The organism is Terrabacter aeriphilus (assembly GCF_039542985.1).
In the GTDB taxonomy this organism is placed as follows: domain Bacteria; phylum Actinomycetota; class Actinomycetes; order Actinomycetales; family Dermatophilaceae; genus Terrabacter; species Terrabacter aeriphilus.
This window is the reverse complement of record NZ_BAABIW010000001.1, coordinates 125707-144764: the sequence shown is the minus strand read 5'-3', so window position 1 is coordinate 144764 and position 19058 is coordinate 125707. Positions and strand designations below refer to the sequence as shown.

General features: G+C 71.6%; 16 protein-coding genes. 5 read left to right on the top strand and 11 right to left on the bottom strand.

Translation table 11 applies throughout. The features are described from left to right. Nucleotides 1-25: 25 nt before the first annotated feature. From ABD979_RS00640 to ABD979_RS00620, 5 genes are read left to right on the top strand one after another with little or no spacing between them, the layout of a single operon-like run. Nucleotides 26-1408: an extracellular solute-binding protein gene (locus ABD979_RS00640; protein WP_345505482.1), complete on the top strand. Its 1383-nt coding sequence runs from the start codon at nt 26-28 to the stop codon at nt 1406-1408. Nucleotide 1409: 1 nt separating this feature from the next. After that, nucleotides 1410-2333 (top strand): carbohydrate ABC transporter permease, encoded by a 924-nt coding sequence (locus ABD979_RS00635; protein WP_345505481.1) that lies wholly within the window; start codon nt 1410-1412, stop codon nt 2331-2333. After that, complete coding sequence (locus ABD979_RS00630; RefSeq protein WP_345505480.1) at nt 2333-3271, top strand: carbohydrate ABC transporter permease; 939 nt, start codon at nt 2333-2335, stop codon at nt 3269-3271. The genes ABD979_RS00635 and ABD979_RS00630 overlap by 1 nt, the downstream gene beginning before the upstream one ends. A gap of 15 nt (nt 3272-3286) precedes the next feature. After that, complete coding sequence (locus ABD979_RS00625; RefSeq protein WP_345505479.1) at nt 3287-6385, top strand: alpha-mannosidase; 3099 nt, start codon at nt 3287-3289, stop codon at nt 6383-6385. Then, nucleotides 6382-7728, top strand: coding sequence for an AGE family epimerase/isomerase (locus ABD979_RS00620; RefSeq protein WP_345505478.1), 1347 nt, complete (start codon nt 6382-6384; stop codon nt 7726-7728). The genes ABD979_RS00625 and ABD979_RS00620 overlap by 4 nt, the downstream gene beginning before the upstream one ends. A gap of 43 nt (nt 7729-7771) precedes the next feature. On the opposite strand, the gene ABD979_RS00615 is transcribed toward ABD979_RS00620, so the two are convergent. The 11 genes from ABD979_RS00615 to rpsA all read right to left on the bottom strand — a co-directional run bounded on the left by ABD979_RS00615 (nt 7772) and on the right by rpsA (nt 18898). Further along, entirely contained in the window at nt 7772-8164 is a 393-nt protein-coding gene (locus tag ABD979_RS00615; protein ID WP_345505477.1) for a YciI family protein, read from the bottom strand. 87 nt (nt 8165-8251) lie between these two features. Further along, on the bottom strand, nt 8252-9301 hold the full coding sequence (gene lplAB, locus ABD979_RS00610; RefSeq protein ID WP_345505476.1) for a lipoate-protein ligase LplAB: 1050 nt from the start codon (nt 9299-9301) through the stop codon (nt 8252-8254). Nucleotides 9302-9345: 44 nt separating this feature from the next. Further along, nucleotides 9346-10554 carry a dephospho-CoA kinase gene (coaE, locus tag ABD979_RS00605; RefSeq protein WP_345505475.1) on the bottom strand — a complete coding sequence of 403 codons (1209 nt, stop codon included), beginning with the start codon at nt 10552-10554 and terminating at the stop codon, nt 9346-9348. A gap of 8 nt (nt 10555-10562) precedes the next feature. Further along, a complete protein-coding gene (locus ABD979_RS00600) occupies nt 10563-11024 on the bottom strand; it encodes a PPOX class F420-dependent oxidoreductase (RefSeq protein ID WP_345505474.1) in 462 nt (153 codons plus the stop codon). A gap of 4 nt (nt 11025-11028) precedes the next feature. Next, nucleotides 11029-11697 (bottom strand): TetR/AcrR family transcriptional regulator, encoded by a 669-nt coding sequence (locus tag ABD979_RS00595; protein ID WP_345505473.1) that lies wholly within the window; start codon nt 11695-11697, stop codon nt 11029-11031. Between the two features lie 218 nt (nt 11698-11915). Further along, nucleotides 11916-12806: a glycerophosphodiester phosphodiesterase family protein gene (locus tag ABD979_RS00590; RefSeq protein WP_345505472.1), complete on the bottom strand. Its 891-nt coding sequence runs from the start codon at nt 12804-12806 to the stop codon at nt 11916-11918. Nucleotides 12807-12808: 2 nt separating this feature from the next. Then, nucleotides 12809-13897 carry an ABC transporter ATP-binding protein gene (locus ABD979_RS00585; RefSeq protein ID WP_345505471.1) on the bottom strand — a complete coding sequence of 363 codons (1089 nt, stop codon included), beginning with the start codon at nt 13895-13897 and terminating at the stop codon, nt 12809-12811. A 77-nt stretch (nt 13898-13974) separates the two neighbouring features. Further along, nucleotides 13975-15276, bottom strand: coding sequence for an ABC transporter substrate-binding protein (locus ABD979_RS00580; protein ID WP_345505470.1), 1302 nt, complete (start codon nt 15274-15276; stop codon nt 13975-13977). Between the two features lie 65 nt (nt 15277-15341). Further along, the gene (locus tag ABD979_RS00575) at nt 15342-16271 is read right to left on the bottom strand and encodes a carbohydrate ABC transporter permease (RefSeq protein WP_345505469.1); all 930 of its coding nucleotides are present in this window, start codon (nt 16269-16271) and stop codon (nt 15342-15344) included. After that, entirely contained in the window at nt 16268-17218 is a 951-nt protein-coding gene (locus ABD979_RS00570; RefSeq protein WP_345505468.1) for a carbohydrate ABC transporter permease, read from the bottom strand. The genes ABD979_RS00575 and ABD979_RS00570 overlap by 4 nt, the downstream gene beginning before the upstream one ends. 168 nt (nt 17219-17386) lie before the next feature. Next, nucleotides 17387-18898 (bottom strand): 30S ribosomal protein S1, encoded by a 1512-nt coding sequence (gene rpsA / locus ABD979_RS00565; RefSeq protein ID WP_345505467.1) that lies wholly within the window; start codon nt 18896-18898, stop codon nt 17387-17389. Nucleotides 18899-19058: the final 160 nt, after the last annotated feature.

Genomic DNA, 19058 nt, shown 5'->3' with positions numbered 1-19058 from the left:
CTCGGCGAGAGCAAAGGGACCCAGAATGAACCGCAGACCCGGTGCCGTCGCGCTGAGCGCCGCAGCCCTCACCCTCACCGTCGCCCTCGCCGGCTGCGGCTCGTCCGGCTCGTCCGGCTCGGCCGCGCCCGGTGCGAAGGGCGGCGACGCCGGCACGCTGACCGTCGCGTACCAGCGCACCTCCCAGTTCACCCAGCTCGACGCGGTGCTGAAGAAGGCGAAGAGCGAGTACGAGGCCGCGCACGCCGGCACCACGGTCGAGCTCGTCCCCATCGAGGCCGAGCAGGACCAGTACTTCACCAAGCTCGCCCTGATGAACCGGTCGGCCTCGACGGCGCCCGACGTCATCTACGAGGACAGCTTCCAGGTGCGCTCCGACGCCGCCGCCGGCTACCTCGCCCCCATCGACGACCAGCTCAAGGCCTGGAGCGACTGGTCACAGTTCGACGACACGGCCAAGCAGGCCGGCCTCGGCGACGACGGCAAGACGTACGGCGTCTCGATGGGCACCGACACCCGCGCCCTCTACTACAACAAGAAGCTCTTCGCCCAGGCCGGACTGCCGACCGACTGGCAGCCGAAGACGTGGGACGACGTGCTCGCGGCCGCCCGCACCATCAAGGCGAAGCTGCCCGACGTCACGCCGTTCAACATCTACGCCGGCAAGTCGACCGGTGAGGGCACCTCGATGCAGGGCTTCGAGATGCTCCTCTACGGCACCGACAGCACGCTCTTCGACACCGAGGCGAAGAAGTGGGTCACCGGCTCGCAGGGCTTCAAGGACTCGCTCAACTTCTACAAGACGGTCTACGGCGAGAAGCTCGGCCCGGACCTCGACCTCGCGCTCGACGCCACCGTCGGCAGCCGCGTCTCGACCGAGCTGCTCCCCCAGGGCAAGCTCGCCATCGCGCTCGACGGCTCGTGGCTGCCGGGCCAGTGGATCAAGGGCGACAACGCCTGGCCGCAGTGGGAGGACTCGATCGGCTACGCCCCCATGCCGACGCAGAAGGGCCAGGCCCCCGGCTCGACGTCGATGTCCGGCGGGTGGCTGCTCTCGGTGGGCGCCAACGCCCCCGACAAGAAGGCCGCCGTCGACTTCATCGGCACGGCCCTCAACCGCGAGAACTCGCTGAAGTACGCCACCGAGAACAGCCAGATCGCCGTGCGCAAGGACGTCGCGAGCGACAAGGACTACCTCGACTTCAACCCGTCGTTCAAGTTCTTCTCCTCGCTCGTGCCGGTGACGCACTTCCGCCCCGCGACGCCGGACTACAGCCAGATCTCCGGTGCGATCCAGGTCGCCGTCGAGTCGGTCGCGACCGGGGCGGCGACGCCCGACGAGGCCGCCTCGACCTACGACCAGAGCCTCGTCGGCATCGTCGGCGAGGACAAGACGCAGGCCAGCTGAGATGACCGCCCTGGACACTCGGGGCCCGGCGCATCGGGAGCCCACCCTCCCGGCGCGCCGGGGGCGCACCGCCCTGCGGCTGCTGCCCCTCAGCCCGGCGATCGTGCTCATGGCGATCTTCCTCGTCGGCCCGATCGGCTACGCGCTCTACGGGTCGCTGACGAACGCGGCCCTCTCCGGCTACCGCGCCGCGAACCCCGACTTCGTCGGTGTCGACAACTACACCCGCCTGCTGACGAGCGGCCAGTTCTGGCAGGCCGCGTGGCTGACGCTCCTCTTCGTCGTCGCCTCCGCGGTCATCGGCCAGAACGTGCTCGGCATGGGCCTCGCCCTGCTCCTGCGCAACGGGCCCAAGCGCCTCGGCTCCGTCGTCAGCGCGCTCGTCGTCATGGCGTGGGTGCTGCCCGAGATCGTCGCCGCCTTCACCCTGTATGCGTTCTTCTCCTCCCAGGGCACCCTCAACACCGCGCTCGGCTGGCTCGGCCTCGACGGCCCGTCGTGGCTCATCCTCTTCCCGATGCTCTCGGTCATCCTCGCGAACGTCTGGCGCGGAACGGCCTTCTCGATGATGGTCTACAACGCGGCCCTCTCCGAGGTGCCGCCGGAGATCACCGAGGCCGCAGAGATCGACGGCGCGAACGGGCTGCAGCGCTTCTTCCAGGTGACGCTGCCCATGGTGCGCCGCGCCATCGCCACGAACATGATGCTGACGACCCTGCAGACGCTCGGTGTCTTCACCCTCATCTGGGTGATGACCGGTGGCGGCCCGGGCACGAAGAGCTCGACCCTGCCGGTGCTCGCGTTCCAGCAGGCGTTCAAGTTCGCCCAGGTCGGCTACGGCACGGCCATCGCCACCGTGACGCTCGTCATCGGCGCGGTCTTCGCCCTCGTCTACGTGCGCGTCCTCAAGCCGGAGGTCGACTGATGACCGAGTCCAGCGCCCCCACGACGACGCGCCGGCCCTCGGTCGTGGCCGCCGTGCCGGGCACCGTCGCCCGTCCGCTGCCGGCGGCCAGCCCGACGCCCCCGCAGCTGACCGCCCCCGTCCGCCGGGGCACGAGGATCGCCGCCGGCGTCGCCCTCGTCGTCGTCGCCCTCGCCTTCCTCGTGCCGCTCGCCTGGCTGCTCCTCGCGTCGGTGAACCCGGCGGCGACCGTGTCGGTGACGGTGCCGACCGAGCCGACGCTCGAGAACTACGCGGCCGTGCTGACGCCCGAGCTGACCTTCACGCCGCTGCTCAACTCGCTCGTCATCTCCGGCTCGACGGCCCTCATCACCGTCGTCGTGGCGGTGCTCGCCGCCTACCCGCTGTCGCGCTACAAGATGCGCTTCAACCGCAGCTTCCTCTACACGATCCTCTTCGGCAGCTGCCTGCCGATCACGGCCGTCATGGTCCCCGTCTACGCGCTGTTCGTGACCCTCGGGCTGCTCGACTCGCTGCCCGGCACGATCCTCTTCCTCGCCGCGACGTCGCTGCCGATGGCCGTGTGGATGATGAAGAACTTCATGGACAGCGTGCCGATCTCGCTCGAGGAGGCGGCCTGGGTCGACGGCGCCAGCGCCATGCAGGCCCTGCGCCGGATCGTCGTGCCGCTCATGCGGCCGGGCCTCGCCGTCGTCTTCATCTTCGTCTTCACCCAGGCGTGGGGGAACTTCTTCGTCCCCTTCGTGCTCCTGCTCGACCCGGCCAAGCAGCCTGCCGCCGTGTCGATCTACACCTTCTTCGGCACGAACGGCGCCATCGCCTACGGCCAGCTGGCCGCCTTCTCGGTGCTCTACTCGGTGCCGGTGCTCGTGCTGTACCTGCTCGTCCAACGTCTCGCGGGCGGTTCCTTCGCCCTCGCCGGCTCCGTCAAAGGTTGAGAGGAATCCTCCGTCGTGCACGACAACACCACGCTCGTCGAGATGCGGGTCGACCGCTTCGTCCGCGAGCGCCTCGCCCCCGCCCTCTACCGCCGGCGCTCGCCGCTCACGGCCCACCACTGGGTGGCCCCGGGTGAGCCGGTCCCCTTCGCCGAGGCCGTCGGCCACGACTTCGCGCCCATCGCGCCCGGCACCCCCTGGGGCCGGCCGTGGGGGACGACGTGGTTCCGGGTCACGGGCGACGTGCCCGACGGGTGGGGCGCCGAGGGCACCCGGCTCGAGGTCGTCGTCGACCTCGGCTACTCCGACACCCAGCCCGGCTTCCAGGCGGAGGCGACGGCATACCGCCCCGACGGCACGGTCATCAAGGGGCTGCACCCGCGCAACCGCTACGTGCCGCTCGCGCACGCGGCCGCCGACGGCGCCGTCGACGTGCTCCTCGAGGCCTCGGCCAACCCCGACGTCGCCGGGGGCGGAGCCTTCACGTTCGAGCCGACGACGCTCGGTGACCTGTCGACGTCGGGCGACGTCCCGCTCTACCGCTGGCGGGCCGCCGACCTCGCGGAGCTCGACGTCACCGTGTGGGAGCTGAACCAGGACGTCGAGGCCCTCGTCGGCCTCATCGCACAGCTGCCGGCCGGCTCGTCGCGCCGTGCCAGCGTCGTGCGAGCCCTGGAGGACGCCGTCGACGCCGTCGACCCCGACGACGTGCCCGGCACCGCCGCAGCCGGCCGGGCGGCCCTGCGCGCCGTCCTCGACGCCCGCGCCGACGCGACGGCCCACCGCATCGTCGCCGTCGGCCACGCGCACATCGACTCTGCATGGCTCTGGCCGACCCGTGAGACGGCCCGCAAGTGCGCGCGCACCTTCTCCAACGTGCTGGCCCTCATGGACGAGGACCCCGACCTCGTCTTCGCCTGCTCCTCCGCCCAGCAGTACGCGTGGGTCAAGCAGTCCCAGCCCGAGCTCTTCGAGCGGATCCGCGAGCGGGTGCGCGAGGGGCGCTTCGTACCGGTCGGCGGCATGTGGGTCGAGTCCGACACGAACATGCCCGGCGGCGAGGCGCTCGCGCGCCAGTTCGTCGCCGGCAAGCGCTTCTTCGCCGAGGAGCTCGGCGTCGAGCCGCTCGACGTGTGGCTGCCCGACTCCTTCGGCTACACGGCCGCGCTCCCCCAGATCGCCACCGCGGCCGGCGCCCGCTGGTTCCTCACGCAGAAGCCGTCGTGGAACGAGACGAACCGGATGCCGCACCACACCTTCTGGTGGGAGGGCATCGACGGCAGCCGGATCTACACGCACTTCCCCCCGGCCGACACCTACAACTCCGTCGTGGCCGCCGAGGACCTCGCGCGCGCCGAGCGCCAGTTCGCCGAGAAGGGCCGGGCCAACACCTCGCTCCTCCCCTTCGGCTACGGCGACGGCGGCGGCGGTCCCACGCGCGAGATGCTCGCGGCCGCCGCCCGCACGCGCGACCTCGAGGGCTCCCCCCGGGTCGAGCTCGGCGGCCCCCACCAGTTCTTCCGCGACGCGCAGGACGAGTACCCGGACCCGCCGGTCTGGAGCGGGGAGATGTACCTCGAGTTCCACCGGGGCACCTACACCTCGCAGGCCCGCACGAAGCAGGGCAACCGCCGCAGCGAGCACCTGCTCCGCGAGGCCGAGCTGTGGGCCGCGACCGCCGCGGTGCAGAACGGGGCCGACTACCCCTACGACGCGCTCGAGCAGGTCTGGCACACGGTGCTGCTCCAGCAGTTCCACGACATCCTGCCCGGCACGTCGATCGCCTGGGTGCACCGCGAGGCCGAGGCCCGCTACGCCGCCGTCGCCGAGCAGCTCGAGGCGAGCATCGCGACGTCCCTCGCCGAGCTCGCGGGGCCGGGCGACGACACGCTCGTCTTCAACAGCGCCCCGTATGCCGTCGGGTCGGCCTCCGCGCTCGGTGCGGGCCCCGTCGTGGCGGCGACCGAGGCGGTCGCCGCACCGTCCGGCGCACCGGCGCCCGTGACCGTCGGATCCGACGACGCGGGCGGCATCGTGCTCGACAACGGGCTCGTGCGCGCGGTCGTCGACGGCGACGGCCTGCTCGCCTCCGTGCTCGACCTGCGGGCCGACAGCCGCGAGCTGCTGCCGCCGGGCTCGCGCGGCGGCCTGCTCCAGCTGCACCGGGACACCCCGACGCAGTGGGACGCGTGGGACATCGACGAGCACTACAAGCGGCACACGACCGACCTCGTGACCGCCGACCTCGTCAAGACCGTGCGGGCCGACGCCGACGGCGCCGCCGTGCGCGTCGTCCGGTCGTTCGGCGCCTCCCGCGTCGAGCAGCTCATCACCCTCGACGCCGGCAGCACCGTGATCGGCTTCGACCTCGATATCGACTGGCACGAGAGGCAGAAGCTGCTCAAGCTCGCCTTCCCCGTCGACGTGCACGCCGAGCGGGCCGCGTCCGAGATCCAGTTCGGCCACGTCAACCGGCCCACGCACGCCAACACCTCGTGGGACGTCGCCCGCTTCGAGACCTGCGCGCACCGCTGGGTGCACGTCGGCGAGAGCGGCTGGGGCGCGGCCGTCGTCAACGACTCGACGTACGGCCACGACATCGGCCGGACGACCCGCGCGGAGGGCGGCACGACGACGACGGTGCGGCTCTCGCTGTTGCGTGCGCCCGTCTACCCCGACCCCGAGGCCGACCAGGGCACCCACCGGCTGCGGGTGGGCCTCGTCGTGGGCGCCGGCATCGCCGACGCCGTGCGCGAGGGCTACCGGATCAACCTCCCGCTCCGCGAGGTGCGCGGCGGCGCGGTGCCCGCGCCGCTCGTGCGGGTCGAGGGCTCCGACGCCGTCGTCGTCGAGGCCGTCAAGCTCGCCGAGGACCGCAGCGGCGACGTGGTCGTGCGCCTCTACGAGGCCCACGGCGGCCGGGCCCGGGCGCGCCTCGTCCCCGGCTTCGCCGTGGCCGAGGTCGTCGAGACCGACCTGCTCGAGCGGCCGCTCGCCGAGCCGGCGGCCCTCGTCGACGGCGGGAGCGCCGACGACACCGACGCCGCCGGCGCGACCCTGTCGCTCCGGCCGTTCCAGATCGTCACGCTGCGCCTGCGCCGGAGCGGGTCGTGACCCGGCGCGCCGTCGGCGGACCCGAGCCGGTGCCCGAGCCGGTGCCCGAGCCGGTGCCCGTGCCCGACGGCCGGCACGAGCACGCCCCCGTGCCCTGGGTGCGGCAGCCGACGCACCGGGCCTGGCTCGACGAGCACTGCCGCTCGCTGCTCGCCTTCGGCTCCCGGTGCGCCGTGCCGGGAGGCGGGTCGGCCTGGCTCGACGACACCGGCGCACCGGTTCCCGAGCGGGGGCTGCACACCTGGATCACGGCCCGGATGGTGCACGTCTACTCCCTCGGCGCCCTGCTCGGGGTGCCGGGTGCCGGGCCGGTCGCCGACGCCGCGCTCGCGGGCCTCACCGGCCCGTTGCGCGACACCGCGCACGGCGGCTGGTTCCCGTCGCTCGACGCCGAGGGCCGGCCGGCCGAGGGCAAGGCCTGCTACGACCACGCCTTCGTCGTGCTCGCGTCCGCGAGCGCCACGGCGGCCGAGCGCCCCGGGGCGGCCCGGCTGCTCCGCGAGGCGCTCACCGTCTTCGACGAGCGCTTCTGGGACGCCGACGAGCAGCTGCCCGTCGACACGTGGGACACGGCCTTCTCCGAGCTCGACGGCTACCGCGGCATCAACGCCGCGATGCACACGACCGAGGCGATGCTCGCGGCGTCCGACGTGCTCGCCCACGTGCTCGGCGACCCGGCCGCGGCGGCCACCTGCCGCCGGCGCGCCGTCGGCATCCTCGACCGGGTGGCCGCCTGGGCGCGGGCGAACGACTGGCGCGTGCCGGAGCACTTCGACGCCGACTGGCAGGTGCAGCTCGAGCACCACGCCGACCGGCCTGACGACCCCTTCAAGCCCTACGGGGCGACGATCGGCCACGGCCTCGAGTGGGCACGCCTGCTCCTGCACGGCGAGGCGGCGCTCGTCGCCGCCGGCGAGCCCGCCCCTCCGGCGATGCTCTCGGCCGCCGAGGCGCTCTTCGACCGCGCGGTCGCCGACGGCTGGGACGTCGACGGAGCCCCCGGCTTCGTCTACACCACGGACTGGACGGGCCGCCCGGTCGTGCGCGACCGGATGCACTGGGTGGCCGCCGAGGCCACCGCGACGGCCGCGGCCCTGCACCGGCGCACCGGGCGGCGGGCCTACGCCGACCGCTACGCGAGCTGGTGGGACCACATCCAGCGCGTGCTCGTCGACGACGAGCACGGCTCGTGGCACCACCAGCTCGACGAGCACAACCTCCCGACCGACACGGTGTGGCCGGGCAAGGCCGACCTCTACCACGCGGTCGGGGCCACCCTCGTGCCGCGCCTGCCGCTGGCGCCGGCCCTCGTGGTGGCGGTGCGCCAGGCCCTGTGGCTGTGACGGGCCCTGTGGCCGTGACGGGCCGCCCGCGCCGGGCGGTCCGTCAGCCCTCGGGCTCGTCCCAGACGTAGGCGGGGCGCAGCTCGACGGTGTCGCCGGGGCCCGCGAAGTTCGGGGCCAGCTCCTCGGCCCGCTCGCGCGAGGCCACGTCGATGAGGAAGAAGCCGGCGAGGTGCTCCTTGCTCTCGGCGTACGGGCCGTCCGTCGCGACCGTGCCGCTCTCGGACCACCGGTAGAGCCGCGCCGACGCGGGGTCGCCGAGCGCCTCGCCGCCCTTGAGCTCGCCGCTCCTCGACAGCTCCTCGAGCATCGCGTCGAACGCCGCGCCCCCGGCGTCGCGCTCCTCCTGCGGCCGCGCCTGCGCCTCGGCGACGAAGTCGGCCGTCGGGTGGCCCCAGGGCTGCGGGTTCGAGTGGATGAGGATGACGTACTTCATCGGGGTGTCCCTTCGGGTGGTGGGCGGCCAGTCTGCCGCCTCACCCGGGACGTCGGAGCCGACGCGCCGTCCTCGACACCGATGGGTTCACGGCACCCGGTGCGTCCAGCCCGGTGTCGCGAACTTCTCGTCGACGAGTCGCTGGGCCGACTCGAGCTCGGCCGGCGTGTAGTCCGCGGGGGTCGAGCGGTAGCGCCGGGCGAAGGTCGCCGCGAACGACTCGAGGATCGCGTCGCGCGTCATGCCGGTCTGGGAGCGCATCGGGTCGACCCGCTTGTTGGCCGACTTCGTGCCCTTGTCGCTCATCTTCTCGCGGCCGATCCGGAGCACCTCGAGCATCTTGTCGGCATCGATGTCGTACGCCATCGTCACGTGGTGCAGCACCGCGCCGGCCGCGAAGCGCTTCTGCGCCGCGCCGCCGATCTTGCCCTTCTCGCTCGCGATGTCGTTGAGCGGCACGAAGTGCGCCCGCACCCCGATGTCGGCGAGCGCCTCGATGACCCACTCGTCGAGGAAGGAGTAGGAGCGCTCGAAGCTCAGGCCCTCGACGAGCGAGGTCGGCACGACGAGGGAGTAGGTGATCGTGTTGCCGGGCTCCATGAACATCGCCCCGCCGCCCGAGACCCGGCGCACGACGTCGATCCCGTGCCGCTGCGCCCCCTCGGGATCGACCTCGTTGCGCACCGACTGGAAGGAGCCGATGACGACGAGCGGGCTGTCCCAGTCCCAGAAGCGCAGCGTCGGGGGCCGCTCCCCCGCCGCGACCTCGCGCCCGATGACCTCGTCGAGCGCGACGTGCAGCGCAGGGTCGAGCACGCGGGCCGGGATGACGTCGAAGACGTGGTCGTCCCACCCCGTCGCCTTGCCGAGCGCGCGCCGGATCGCGATGCCGATCGACTCGGCGGTGAAGCCGATGAGCGACACGTCGTCGGCCAGCGCGCCCGTCACCGCCCCGGCGAGCTGCTCGACGCCTGCCTCGACCGGCATGCCGGTCAGGGCGGCGTTGATGTCGTCGAGCGCCTCGTCGGGCTCGAGGAAGAAGTCGCCCGAGACGCTGACCCGCGCCAGCCGCCCGTCCACCTCCTCGACGTCGACCGCCACGAGCTTGCCACCGGGAACCTTGTACTCACCACGCATGACACCCTCAACACCGACCACCCCGCCCGTATGCCGGGTGCGTCCTACCGCGGAGACCACCCGGTGCGCTCGGCCCACGCCGCCGCCCGCAGCCAGGCCCCCTCGAACCACGGCTCCTTCGCCTCGACGTAGCCGGACGTCGTGGTGTGCAGCCCGAGCAGCCGGCGCTTCTCCTGCCCGTAGGCGTCGCGTTCGGCGGGCACGTGGCGCAGCCAGTCGCGGAAGAGCAGCGCGAAACGCCAGCCGGGAGAGTCCTTCTCGCGCACGTGCACGTGCACGTGGTTGCCCGGGTCGCACCCACCGAGGAAGCGCTTGGCCCAGTCGGCCGGGTCGGCGCCCCCGGGGTGGGGGGTGTCGTGGTGGTTGCCGTGCGTGAAGACGTAGCCCGCGTCGGCGAAGGCCGCCCGCACGTCGTCGCGGTCGGCGTCCTCGAGGCGGCGCACCCCCACCTGCACGTCGATGACGTCCTTGGCGAGCAGGCCCGGCACCGACGTCGACCCGACGTGCGAGACCTCCGTGACGACGTGCGTCGCCCCGAGCGCGGCCGCGAGGCGCGCCACGACCCGCTCGGCGCGGGCCTCCCAGTCGGCGCGCGGCTCGACGACGACGTCGGCGGCCAGGTCGGGGCGGCGTGTGCGGGCCGCGTTCGCGAGGTTGACGGCATACGGCCGCAGTCGCTCGTGCCACAGCGCGTCGACGGCCTCCACGAGCTCGTCGGGGGTGCCGGAGTTGTCGAGCAGGACGTCGGCCACGGCCCGACGCTGCGCGTCGGTGGCCTGGGCGGCGATGCGGTGGCGGGCGTCGTCCTCGCCGAGCCCGCGCTGGTCGACGAGCCGGCGCACGCGCGTCTCCACGTCGGCCCCGACGACGACGGCGAGGTGCTCGTGCACCCAGAGGCCGCGCTCGACGAGCAGCGGCATGTCGTAGACGGAGACGCCGTCGCCCGGCGCCTCGCGGCGGCGCTGCGCGACCCGGGCCGCGATGGCCGGGCCCGTGATCGCGTCGAGCGCGTCGAGCGCGTCGCGGTCGGGGAAGACGATCGCCGCGAGGGCGGCCCGGTCGAGCGTGCCGTCGCCCCGGACCGTGCCCTCGCCGAAGCGCTCCCGGATGCGCTGCAGCGTCGGCTCCCCCGGCTCGACGACCTCGCGCGCGACCGCGTCGGCGTCGACGACGTGCGCCCCGAGCTCGGCGAGGCGGCGCGACACCGTCGACTTGCCCGACCCGATGCCTCCGGTGACCCCGACGCGCAGCACGGGCGGGCTCAGGCGAGACGGGCCGGGAAGCCGCCGGTCGCGATCGGGCCCCAGCGGGTCGGCGTGACGCGCAGCAGGGACTTGCCCTGGTCGCGCATGGCCTGGCGGTACTCGTCCCAGTCGGGGTGCTCGCCCGAGATGGCGCGGAAGTAGTCGACGAGCGGCTCGACCGAGTCGGGCAGGTCGATGACCTCGCAGTCGCCGTCGACCTGCACCCAGGCGCCGCCGAAGTCGTCGGAGAGCACGAGGACGCTGACCTGCGGGCGCCGCCGGGCGTTCGTCGTCTTGGCGCGCTCCGGGTAGGTCGAGATGACGATACGGCCCTGCTCGTCGACACCACCCGTGACGGGCGAGGCCTGCGGGCGGCCGTCGGAGCGCTCGGTCATCAGCACCATCGAGTGCCGGGGGCGCACGAAGTCGAGCAGCGCCTCGCGCTCGACGTCGGTGTTCGTGGCGATCTGTCGGGGCATCGGTCTACTCCTCGGTGGGGGTGGTGGGCGGGCAGGAGTGCTCGAAGGTCGCGACGAGGGCGTCGGCGAGCCAGTCGGCATACATCGGGTGCGTCCAGCCGCAGCGCCGGACGAAGCGGTCGTAGATCTCGGGGGCGGTCAGCGTCCAGCACACGTCGAGGAACCGCTCGCGGTCGAACGGCTCCGGCAGCCCGTGGGCCCGGTCGAGCGCGGCGAGCGCGTTGGTGTTGCCCGCGCGACGCTCACCGTCGATGGTCGCGACGAAGTCCTGCAGGCCGGTGTCGCCGCCGGCGCCCTGAGCCAGCAGCACGCCCAGGAGCGGGCCGACGCGCTCGTAGATCGTCGCGCACAGGGCGGCGTACGCCCGCACGAACGACGTGCGGTCGGGCGCCTGCGACATCGTGCGGAACTCCGGGCGCTCCTGCATCGGCACGGGCTCGTCGTCGCCCGCCAGCATGACGTCGTAGACGGCCTTGACGACCGCGGCCTTCGGGCCGACGGCGTTGTAGACGGTCTGCGCGCTCACTCCCGCCCGCGCCGCCAGCCCGGTCACCGACATCGCGTGGTATCCCTCGGCGAGCAGCAGCGCGCCCGCCGCCTCGACGATCCGTCGCCGGGTGGCGAGGGCGGCCTCCGCACGCGACGTGTTGTCGTACGGCCGGTCGGTTGACATCGGTACCTTTCGGACAGATCATTGTTTCGCTGGAACGTGGTTCCAGCCAAAAGGGTGGGGTTCAGGGGTCCCCACCCCTTCGCTTCCCCGGGGCGGTGCGACGGGGCGCGGCAGGTGCCGAGGCTCGAGTCTGGCACGAGCAGCGCGCGCACCCTCCGGAGGGGCGCGGGCCCGGACCGGTCGGTCCGGGCCTGCGCGGTGCGGCGACGGTCGGTCGGTCAGGCCCCGACGGGCGTGCGGCCGGCGACGGTGGCGAGCGCCCGGTCCGGGTAGTCCGAGACGATGCCGTCCACGCCGGCCTCGACGAGCTCCACCATGCGCGCCGGGTCGTTGACCGTCCACGGCAGCACGGCCAGGCCCGCGGCGTGGGCGCGCGCGACGAGGTCCGCGTCGACGAGCACGTGCTCCGGGGAGATGACGTGGGCCCCGACGGCCGCCGCTCCCGCGCACACGTCGTCGTGGGTCTCCCCCACCCGCACGCTGCCGGTGAGCGGGCTCCCCGGCACCCACGTCACGGTCGACTCGACGAGGGCCGAGCGCAGCACGTCGGGTGCCAGCCGCGCCGAGAGCTCGAGCACGGCCCAGTCGAAGGAGTGGATGAGGCACTGGCGCTCGAGGCCGGCCGCGTGCAGGCTGGCGAGCACGCGCTCGAGCAGGTCGCGACGCGTGGCCGACTCGCCCGGGTCGGTCGGGTCGACCTTCAGCTCGACGGTCCACCAGACGTGAGGGGCGCGCTCGCGCCCGTGCGCCAGCACCTCGTCGAGCGTGGAGATGCGCGCCCCCGGGGCGGCCTGCTGCTCGGGGAAGCCCGGCAGGGTCTGGCTGCCGACGTCGACGGTGCGCAGCTGCGCGAGGGTGAGGTCGGCCACCCGCGCCCCGACGAGGTCGGGGCCCGTCGGCCGGCACTTGCCCGCGAGCAGCACCGGGTCGTGCCACACGACGAGGGCGCCGTCGGCGGTCAGCCGGACGTCGAGCTCGACGCCGGTGACCCCGGCGTCGTAGGCCGCGGCGAAGCTCTCGAGGGTGTTCTCGACGACGAGGCCCTTGGCGCCGCGGTGGCCCTCGACGTCGAAGCGTCCGGTGGCCCAGGGGCCGGGTCGACCTGCCACGCTCAGGCCTCGATCCGCTCGCCCGAGGCGGCGTCGAAGAGGTGGAGCTCGTCGCGGTTCGGCTCGACGTGCACCGTGTCGCCGACCTGCAGGTGGGTGCGCTTGTCGAGGCGGACCGTCACGCGCTCGGCGTCGGGAGCCCCGGTCGGGCGGCCGTAGACGAACGACTCGGCGCCGAGCGACTCGACGAGCTCGACCGTGAGGGGCAGGGCGGAGCCGGCAGCCGGCGACTCCGCGACGTGCCAGGACTCGGGGCGCAGGCCGACGACAACCCGCTGCCCGGCGCGGCTCGCGAGGCCGCGGTCGAGGGGCACGTCGAGGCCGTGCACGCTCGCCACACCCTCGCGCACGCCCGACTCGACGAGCGTGATCGCGGGCGAGCCGATGAACGAGGCGACGAAGGTATTGACGGGGCGGTCGTAGAGCCGCTCCGGGGTGTCGACCTGCTGGAGCTTGCCGTCGCGCAGCACGGCCACGCGGTGGCCCATCGTCATCGCCTCGACCTGGTCGTGCGTGACGTAGACGGTGGTGATGCCGAGGCGGCGCTGGAGACCGGCGATCTGCGAGCGCGTCGACACGCGCAGCTTGGCGTCGAGGTTGCTGAGCGGCTCGTCCATGCAGAACACCTTGGGGTTGCGCACGATGGCGCGGCCCATGGCGACGCGCTGGCGCTGGCCGCCCGACATCTGACCGGGCTTGCGGTCGAGCAGCGGTTCGAGCTCGAGGATCTTCGCGGCCTCGGCCACGCGCTGCTTCGTCTCGGCCTTGCTCACCTTGGCGTTGTCGAGCGCGAAGGCCATGTTCTGCGCGGCACTCATGTTGGGGTAGAGCGCGTAGCTCTGGAAGACCATGGCGATGTCGCGGTCGCGCGGTCGCACGCCCTTCTGGTCGTGCCCGTCGACGAGGATGCGCCCGCCGTCGATCGGCTCGAGCCCGGCCAGCATGCGCAGGGTCGTCGACTTGCCGCAGCCGGAGGGGCCGACGAGCACGAGGAACTCGCCGTCGGCGATGTCGAGGGTGATCCGGTCGACCGCCGGGGCGTCGTCCTTGGAGAACCGACGAGTCGCCTCGTCGAAGTACACGGTGGCCATGGATGCCCTTTGCTGTCGTGCCGAACGTGGTGGGGGCACGACCCCGGACGCGTCGGCGCCCGGGGTCGTGCGGCGCCTCAGGCGCCGAGCTTGCTCTTGATCTGCGAGTCGAAGACCTGCTGGCTCTCGGCGTCGAGACCCTTGAAGACGGTCGCGACGTCCTGGCCCGACACGACCTGGTCGAGGCCCTTGCCGATGCGCGCGCCGCCACCGGGAAGGAGCACGCGGACGTTGTCCTGCGACCGGGTCTTGGCCAGCTGCTCGATGGCCGTGCGCGAGTTGGGGTTCTTCTCGAGGAAGGTCTTCTCCACCGGCAGGTCGACGGCGGACTTGCGCACCGGCATGTAGCCGGTGGCCTGGGTGAAGGTCACGGTGTTCTGCGCGTTCGTCAGGAACTCGATGAACTTCAGCGCGTTCTTCTTGCGGTCGTCCGAGATGTTGGCGGGGATGCCGACGCCGGCGCCGCCGGTCGGGCAGTTGCCGTCACCGGGCAGGAACGCCGTGCCCACCGGGAACTTCGCGTCCTTGGCGACGCCTCCGAGCGAACCGGTGGACATCATGCTGCAGCCGACGATGCCGGCGGTGAAGTCGGGCGCCGGGTCCTTGGACAGCTTGAGGTAGCCGTCCTTGGCGAGGTTCTGCAGGTACGTGCCGGCCTTGACCGTGTTCGGGTCGGAAAAGGTCGGCGTCCACTCCTTGGAGTACGCGCCGCCGTAGCCCCAGACGATGTTCTGGAAGACCCAGTCGAGGTAGTTCGAGCCGTCGGGCAGCTCCATGACGATCTTGTCGGAGCCGGCGGCCGCCTTGAGCTTGGGCGCCCACGTGAGGAACTCGTCCCAGTCCTTGGGGCCGCGGTCCTCGAGACCGGCAGCCTTCCAGAGGTCCTTGTTGTAGTAGAAGAGCGGGGTCGACCGGGCGAACGGGAGCGCGTAGTGCTTCTCGTCGAGGTTGTAGTCGTTGTAGAGCGCGTCGACGTAGTCGGTCGTCTCGATCTTGGCCGACGACAGCAGGTCGTCGAGCGGGCTCAGCTGCTTGTTCAGGGCGAAGTTGAACCACGTGACGTCCGAGACGACGACGACGTCGGGCAGCTGGCCACCGGCCAGGGAGGCGTTGAACTTCTGCGCGACCTCCTCGTAGTTCTTGCCGGCGTCGACGAGCTTGACCTTGAGACCCGAGTTGGCCGCCTCGAAGGCCTTGATGATCTCCTGCTCGACGGGCTTGCTGTTGCCGGGGTGGTTGCTCCAGAACTCGATGGTGTTGCTCGATCCGCCGCCGCTGCCGGTGGACGGCGCCGTGCCCGTGCCCGCGCAGGCCGCCAGGCTGGCGACGCCGGCGGCGCCCGCGAGGCCGAGGAAGCCCCGGCGTGAGAACTCGTTCATGGATGGTGCCTTTCCCTGTGCTGGTTGAGGTCGCTTCGAAGGGTCGGGGTGGTGCTGAGGAGGCCTCAGCTCTTGACGGCTCCGGCCGTGAGGCCCTTGATCATCTGCCGCTGTAGGAAGAGGAAGAGGACGAGCACCGGCAGCATGGCGAGCACCGTGCCGGCCATGACCGGCCCCCAGTTCGTCACGCCGTCGTTGTTCTGCAGGAAGGTCAGGCCGACCGGCAGCGTCGCCGTCGTCTCGTCGTCCGACATCAGGTAGGGCCAGAGGTACTCGTTCCACTCGTTGACGACGGTGATGAGCGCGAACGCCACGAGCGTCGGCCACGACATCGGCATGACGACGCGCCAGAGCAGCTTCATCGGGCCGGCGCCGTCGAGCCGGGCCGCCTCGATGATCTCGCCCGGCAGGTTGAGGAACTGGTTGCGCATCAGGAACGTGCCGAAGGCGACGCCGGCCAGCGGGATGATGATGCCCTGGTAGGTGTTGCGCCAGCCGAGCTGGGCGACGAGGGCGTAGTTGCTGATGACGGTGATCTGGTTGGGCACCATGAGCGCCGCGATAACGACGAGGAAGACGATCGAGCGGCCGGGGAAGCGCAGCAGCGACAACGCATACGCGCTGAGCACGCCCAGCACGATCTTCGCGATCGACGTGGCGGCCGTGATGATGACCGAGTTGCGCACGTAGTCGAAGAACGGGATGCGGGTGGTCAGCTCGCTGTAGTTCTGCGAGGTCGCCGGGTTGGGCCACCACTGCGCCGGGCGCACGTAGATGTCGCCGCGGTCCTTGAACGAGGTGATGAGGATCCAGAAGAGCGGCACCGCGACGACGAGGACGACGAGGACCATGCCGGCGTAGCCGGCGACCGTCCACACCGGGCCGCGGTGGTGGCTCGACGCCTCGACGTTGTGCGCCTGGCGGCGCTTGCGTCCGGTACGCGCGGGCGCGGGGGCGTCGTCGTCGAGGGTGCCGACGACCGTGGGCGTGCTCATGCGTTCTTCCCCCTGTCCATGAACCGCACCTGCACGACGGTGACCGCCAGCAGGATGACGAACATGACGGTGGCGACGGTGGCGCCGTAGCCGGCGCGCTGGTTGACGAAGGTCTCCTGGTAGACCTGGTAGACGAGCGTGGCGGTGCCGTTGCCCTGGGGCCCACCGCGGGTCATCACGTTGATGATGTCGAAGACCTGCACCGAGCTGAGCAGCACGGTGATCGACAGGAAGAACGTCGTCGGGCGCAGCTGCGGCATGAGCACGCGGCGGAATCGCGTGAACGCCGAGGCGCCGTCGATCTCGGCTGCCTCGTCGAGGTCGGCCCGCCGGCCCTGCAGCGCGGCGAGGTAGATGACGAACGTGTAGCCGATGTTCTTCCAGATGTAGGTGACCGTGACCATGAACAGGGCCCAGCCCGGCTCCTGGTAGAAGTCCGGCACGCCGATGCCGACGCGCACGAGCAGGTCGCGGATCAGGCCGTAGTTCGGGTCGAAGACGAACTGGAACGCGATGCCGATCGCCGCGCCGGAGATGACGAAGGGCGCGAAGACGACCGACCGGACGAGGTTGCGGCCCTTGAGCTTCTGGTCGAGCAGGAGCGCCAGCCCGAGGCCGACGGCCATCGAGATGCCCACCGTGGCGACCGTGAAGACGAGCGTGTTGCGCACGACGACGCGCGTGTCGTCACGACCGAACCACTCGATGTAGTTCGCGAGCCCCACCGGGTTGGCCACCGGCGAGGAGATGTTCCAGTCGGTGAACGACAGCCGGATGTTGTCGAGCAGCGGCCGGTACGTGAAGACGATGAGGAGCACGAGGTTGGGCAGGATGAGCAGCGCTGCGAGCGTCCACTCCCAGGCCCGACCGCTCGAGCGCCTCGGCGGGGTCCCGACGGCCGGTGGGGGTCCACCGGAGTCGGGTGGGGCGCTGCGGGTTTCGGTCACCGATGACTGCACCCGGCCAACCTAGCCGGGCAGGTGCACCGGATGTTGCTTTGAGGTGTCGGGCATTCCTCGCGTGTCTGAACAGTCCGGGGCCGGCCGGACGACGAAGGAGCCCCGGACCCATGGGTCCGGGGCTCCTCCAGAGCGGTCAGCTCAGGATGACTGGCGTCAGTTGCCCGTCAGCTTCTCGCGAAGCGCGGCGAGCGCCTCGTCCGAGGCCAGCGTGCCCTCGGCGACGGCCGGGGCGTTGCGCGGGGCGCGCTCGCTACGGTCGGCGTCGCCCGAGTCGGCGACGTCACCGGTCGCGGACGAGTACGAGGTGGCCGAACCGGCGTTGGCCGCAGCCTCGGCGTCGGCCTTGATCGCGGCGTCGACCTGGGCCTTGTGGGCCTCCCAGCGAGCGTGGGCGTCGGCGTACTGACGCTCCCACTTCTCGCGCTGGGTGTCGAAGCCCTCGAGCCACTCGTTCGTCTCCGGGTCGAAGCCCTCGGGGTACTTGTAGTTGCCCTGCTCGTCGTACTCGGCGGCCATGCCGTAGAGCGTCGGGTCGAACTCCGACGCCGCGACGGCCTGGTCGTTCGCCTGCTTGAGCGACAGCGAGATGCGGCGACGCTCGAGGTCGATGTCGATGACCTTGACGAAGATCTCGTCGCCGACGTTGACGACCTGCTCCGGCAGCTCCACGTGGCGCTCGGCCAGCTCGGAGATGTGCACGAGGCCCTCGATGCCGTCCTCGACGCGCACGAAGGCACCGAACGGGACGAGCTTGGTGACCTTGCCGGGGACGACCTGGCCGATGGCGTGCGTCCGGGCGAAGTGCTGCCACGGGTCCTCCTGCGTCGCCTTCAGCGACAGGGAGACACGCTCGCGGTCCATGTCGACGTCGAGCACCTCGACGGTGACCTCGGTGCCGACCTCGACGACCTCGGACGGGTGGTCGATGTGCTTCCACGACAGCTCGGAGACGTGGACGAGACCGTCGACGCCGCCGAGGTCCACGAACGCACCGAAGTTGACGATCGAGGACACGACGCCCGAACGGACCTGGCCCTTCTGGAGCTCCTTGAGGAACGTCGTGCGCACCTCGGACTGCGTCTGCTCGAGCCAGGCACGGCGCGACAGGACCACGTTGTTGCGGTTCTTGTCGAGCTCGATGATCTTGGCCTCGATCTCCTTGCCGACGTACGGCTGGAGGTCGCGCACACGGCGCATCTCGACGAGCGAGGCGGGCAGGAAGCCGCGGAGGCCGATGTCGAGGATGAGACCACCCTTGACGACCTCGATGACGGTGCCGGTGACGACGCCGTCCTCCTCCTTGACCTTCTCGATCGTGCCCCAGGCGCGCTCGTACTGAGCCCGCTTCTTGGACAGGATGAGACGGCCTTCCTTGTCCTCCTTCTGGAGGACGAGGGCCTCGACCTCGTCACCGACCTTGACGATCTCGCCGGGGTCGACGTCGTGCTTGATGGACAGCTCGCGCGAGGGGATGACGCCCTCGGTCTTGTAGCCGATGTCGAGCAGGACCTCGTCCCGGTCGACCTTGACGATCACACCCTCGACGATGTCGCCGTCGTTGAAGTCCTTGATGGTGGCGTCGATCGCCGCGAGGATGTCTTCCTGAGAGCCGATGTCGTTGATGGCGATCTCAGGCGCGGTCTTCTCGACCGTGTAGGCAGTCATGTAGTAGGAACTCCGATTGTGGACAGTTAGATTGAGACCACCGAGGCGACGGACCGGTTGGTCCGGCGTCCCGATCGTCTTGTGGACAGGTGCAACGGTGATGATGCGCATACGCATGCGCCCAGTCATCCTATCCGCGCCCTTCACACCGGGTCAAAAG